General features: G+C 70.8%; 7 protein-coding genes. 2 read left to right on the forward strand and 5 right to left on the reverse strand.

Annotated elements, in window-relative coordinates:
- Positions 1-55 precede the first annotated feature (55 nt).
- Complete coding sequence (locus tag KS423_RS40450) at positions 56-451, reverse strand: ATP-binding cassette domain-containing protein (RefSeq protein ID WP_308020305.1); 396 nt, start codon at positions 449-451, stop codon at positions 56-58.
- Positions 452-768: 317 nt separating this feature from the next.
- Between KS423_RS40450 and zapE the strand changes: the two genes are divergently transcribed.
- A complete protein-coding gene (gene zapE, locus KS423_RS40455; RefSeq protein ID WP_224284723.1) occupies positions 769-1,845 on the forward strand; it encodes a cell division protein ZapE in 1,077 nt (358 codons plus the stop codon).
- A 46-nt stretch (positions 1,846-1,891) separates the two neighbouring features.
- On the opposite strand, the gene KS423_RS40460 is transcribed toward zapE, so the two are convergent.
- From KS423_RS40460 to KS423_RS40470, 3 genes are all read right to left on the reverse strand, one after another.
- Positions 1,892-2,290, reverse strand: coding sequence for a hypothetical protein (locus tag KS423_RS40460; protein ID WP_224284724.1), 399 nt, complete (start codon positions 2,288-2,290; stop codon positions 1,892-1,894).
- 100 nt (positions 2,291-2,390) lie between these two features.
- Positions 2,391-2,561 carry a hypothetical protein gene (locus tag KS423_RS40465; RefSeq protein ID WP_224284725.1) on the reverse strand — a complete coding sequence of 57 codons (171 nt, stop codon included), beginning with the start codon at positions 2,559-2,561 and terminating at the stop codon, positions 2,391-2,393.
- 150 nt (positions 2,562-2,711) lie between these two features.
- Entirely contained in the window at positions 2,712-3,128 is a 417-nt protein-coding gene (locus KS423_RS40470; protein ID WP_224284726.1) for a hypothetical protein, read from the reverse strand.
- A 153-nt stretch (positions 3,129-3,281) separates the two neighbouring features.
- Here KS423_RS40470 and KS423_RS40480 point away from each other — a divergent pair, with 153 nt between their 5' ends.
- Complete coding sequence (locus tag KS423_RS40480; protein ID WP_224284727.1) at positions 3,282-3,563, forward strand: hypothetical protein; 282 nt, start codon at positions 3,282-3,284, stop codon at positions 3,561-3,563.
- Here KS423_RS40480 and KS423_RS48670 read toward each other — a convergent pair.
- The gene (locus tag KS423_RS48670; RefSeq protein ID WP_374120140.1) at positions 3,452-3,901 is read right to left on the reverse strand and encodes a helicase associated domain-containing protein; all 450 of its coding nucleotides are present in this window, start codon (positions 3,899-3,901) and stop codon (positions 3,452-3,454) included. The genes KS423_RS40480 and KS423_RS48670 overlap by 112 nt on opposite strands.
- Positions 3,902-3,912: the final 11 nt, after the last annotated feature.

Below are 3,912 nucleotides of genomic sequence, written 5' to 3' on the forward strand. Positions count from 1 at the left end.
CGCCCCGGTGTCGGCCGGCCGGAGCCGCCGGTGGTACGGGGGCTGGTCGCACGGGTCACCGGGCGACCCCCGCGCTGCCGGCCGGCGCGAGACGGCCGTCGGCCATCGCCAGCACCCGGTCGGCGCGTGCCGCCACCTCCGGATTGTGCGTGACAACGACGAGGGCGCACCCGTATCGCGAGGGCAGGGAGAAGAGCAGGTCCGAGACGGTGGTCGAGGCCTTTCCGTCCAGGGCGCCGGTCGGCTCGTCCGCAAGGACGACTCGGGGTTGCCCGATCAGCGCCCGTGCCACGGCGACGCGTTGGCGCTCACCTCCGGACAACGCACCGGTGTCGGTGCCCAGGACGTCCTTCACACCGAGGCTGTCGAGCAGGCCGGACCCGCGGGTGTACGCCTCCTCCTTCGGCACCCGGAGCGGCCCCGTGCCCGCCCTTGCGCCGCTGGTGGTCACCGCCGGGTCCAGCCCGGGCAGGCGGGCTCGTGCCAGGTCGTTCGGACGACGACCCCGCCCAGGGTGAGGTGCTCGCTCGAGCCCGGCACGACGATCAGCCGCCGAGCCGGGGAACGCCTCGTCACCCATACCCGGCCGCGATCAGTCAGGGCGGGTCACGGTGCCAGCCGTCTTCCGGCACCGAAGGGAAACGCTCCGTCCGGGTGCGGGACGTTCGGTCGAGTCCCGCATCACGCCGGAGGAGCTGCGAAGGGGCCACGGACCAGGCAACTCCCGCTGATCTCGATGGTTCTGATGCCCTGCTATGGTCCGGACCCGTGACGGACAGGGTGCAGAAGCAGTACGAGGCGATGCGTGGGCACTTCCACCGGGCCGCGGGGCAGCACGGATTCACGCTCGACCCCGCCCAGGAGTTCCCGGTCGAACGACTCAGCCGGCTGGCCGGCGAGCTGGCCCACCCGGCCTGGCGGCTGCGCCGCAGTCCGCGGCATCTCTACCTCTGGGGCCCGGTCGGCCGCGGCAAGAGCTGGCTGGTGAACACCTTCCTCGACGGGCTGCCGACCCCGCGCAAGCGACGGCTGCACTTCCACGACTTCTTCCGCCGACTGCACGAGGGTGTCGCCCACCACGCCGAGAGTCGGACCGCGGACGGCGCGGCGGTGGACCGAGCCGTGGACGAGCTGCTCGGCAACTGCCGGATTCTCGTCTTCGATGAGTTCCACGCCCACGACGCGGGTGACGCGATGCTGGTCGCCCGTCTCCTCCGCACCCTGCTGGAGCGGCGGATCACTCTTGTCACCACGTCCAACTACCCGCCCGCCGGGCTGATGCCCGACCCGCTGTACCACCACCTCTTCGAGCCGACGATCAGGCTGATCGAGGAGCGGATGGACGTGCTCGATGTCTGCGGGCCGGTCGACTTCCGGCGGCAGCCCCGGCCTGACCGCGCTCACGGGTTCGACCTCGGCGCCCGTCTCCGCCCCGGCGACGAGACCTCGGCCGGTCTCACTCCGCCCCGGCCCGAGGAAGCGGGTTCGGTGACCGCTCACCACCGTGAGCTGTCGGCCCGGGCAGTCCGCGAGGACCACGTGTGGTTCGGCTTCCAGGAGCTGTGCGAGGGCCTCACCGCCGTCGCGGACTACCTCACACTCGCCGACCGCTTCCCCACCATCGTCCTCGACGGCGTCCCACCGCTCACCGAGGCATCCCCCGACGGCCGTCGGCGCTTCGCCAACCTGGTCGACGTCTGCTGCGACCGCGACGTCCGCCTGGTCCTGATCGGCGCTGATCCGCTCGCCGGCCTCTCCACGGGCTCCACCCTCATGCGCGACCTCGACCGCACCGCCAGCCGCCTCGCCCTCCTCCGCCGGCCGGCTCAGGAGGCCGCTGGCTGAGCGCCCACCGAGCACCCAGCGGGAATGGAGAAGTCCTGCTGGAGTACTATGCCTGCCCCCAGAACTCCGTGCAGGTCTCCTGCACGACGACACCGTTATCGCGGACGCACACCTTAAAACTGAGATAGGTCCCTTCGGGGAAGTCGTAGTTCTTGTGGACGGTGGTCCCCGCACCGTTCGAGTTGTACAGGACGCCCGACCCGTAGTCCAAGGTTCCCCACGTGGCGTAGCAGCCGGCGCCGTCCTTGAGGTTGTCGTTCAGGTAGAAGTGGTCGCCGTACGACACGAACTGGAGGTCGCACACGGCGTCGGCGTATCGGCCCCAGGCCTGGCTCCAGGCCCTGCCGTTGGATCCCGCCCAGGCGGAGCCGGACAGGGCGAACGTCAAGCCCACGGTGCCGACTGCGACAGTGAGCACGGTCACGGTACGCTTGAGTACGGACATCGTTAAGTGCCTCCAGTTTAGGGAACCTCATCAACTGCTGCCACTGTGCGGCCTGACGCCACGTCAGGCTCAAATCGGCCGGCGGAGCTCCGTGCGGGCCTTACGCCTTGGTGGCAGGCAAAGCGACATCCCGTTCCGCGTCTGCACTGATGTCGTGCGCGGTGTGCACCGAGCCGGCGTCGGCGGCGGCCTTTGCGTCGGCGGCGACCAGGTCCGGGATGAGCAGTCCGTCGGGGAAGACGTGGCCCCACCTCCCGGGCGCCCTCCCCACGCGACGCCCCTGAGAAGGTGGAGTTCGCCGTTCACACTGCCTACTTGCAGAACCTCTGACACCACCGGCCCACGCGGCAGGGTAGGCCGCGTAAACCGCAGGGCCGCGTAGTCGTCAATCCTCGTATCTGGGCGGCCACGCGGGCTGCTCTCACGGTCGCTGTGGTGGGCGCCGACGCAGGACGGCGGAGGCGGAGGTGCCGGGGGCGGTGCCGGCCTGGACGGCGGCGTGGATGCGGTCGCCCTCCGGGTCCCGGTACAGCTCCGCCCGGAGCCACCAGGGCTTCAGGACGCCGCCGATCGTCTCGACGTCGGCCTCACCCATCTCCCGGTAGAACTCCATCCGCTGCGCCGGCGGCAGAGCTGCGGCGACGGCGTCCTGGGTGCGCGGGATGGCCTGCTGGCCCTCGGGGTGGGCTGTAGGGGTTGATGTGAATATCGCGTGCTCGGAATGACGCTCCCCGCCGGTCGGCGCCGACACGTGGGACACGGCCACCCGCAAGCGCTTCGCGAACGACCTCGACCACAGCCAGCTGATCGCGGTCTCCGCCTCCTCCAACCGTTCCAAGGGCGACCAGAGCCCGGACCAGTGGGCGCCTCCGAACGTCGACTTCCGGTGCACCTATTCGCGGGCCTGGATCAGTGTGAAGTACGAGTACACGCTGAACATCACCGGCCCGGAGAAGGACAAGCTCACCACCATGCTGGACACCTGCGACTGATGCACGCGCCCACCGAGCCGGCCCGGCTCCGCGACCAGGTCCTCGTCGGGCCCGGCGGCGCCATGACCGACCAAGTCGGCGTCATCACCGGCGACCTGACCGTCACCACCACCGCCCGCCCCGACAACCTCGCCGACATCACCATCGAGTACACCGGCGCCGAGGAGACCTACACCCTCACCGGCAGCCCGGTACCCATCCCCGCGGCCGGCCTGCAGGCCCTGCACAAGGAGGTGCTCGCCGCAGTCCGCGCCGGGCGCGCGGCGCAGGCTCCACGCTGACGAACCGCGGGTCCGGCACAGGAGTGGTGCCGGGCCGGACCCGCAGGCCTGGTCTGGGGCGGGGCACCAGCGTCAGAAACTGATCGACTGGGCGGGAGCGTCGGCGGGATCCCGCTCAGGCGGCAGCGCTCAGCAGTCCTCACCGACATCCGGCCGGTCATGCCGAACGCGTCCAACTCGCTGACCCGGGCCGCATCGACCAGGCCCTGGCCGCCCAGGTGGCGCTGACGGGCGAGCCAGGAGATCAGCTCCGCGTGCTTCGTCCTGTCGGTGGGGTCGAGATGGCCGTGCTGGACGTGGAACACCGCTGCGACCGCGTGCATCCGCTGCCACTCCACGGCCCGCGGGT

This window comes from Streptomyces sp. LS1784, from assembly GCF_020103755.1.
Taxonomy (GTDB): Bacteria; Actinomycetota; Actinomycetes; order Streptomycetales; family Streptomycetaceae; genus Kitasatospora.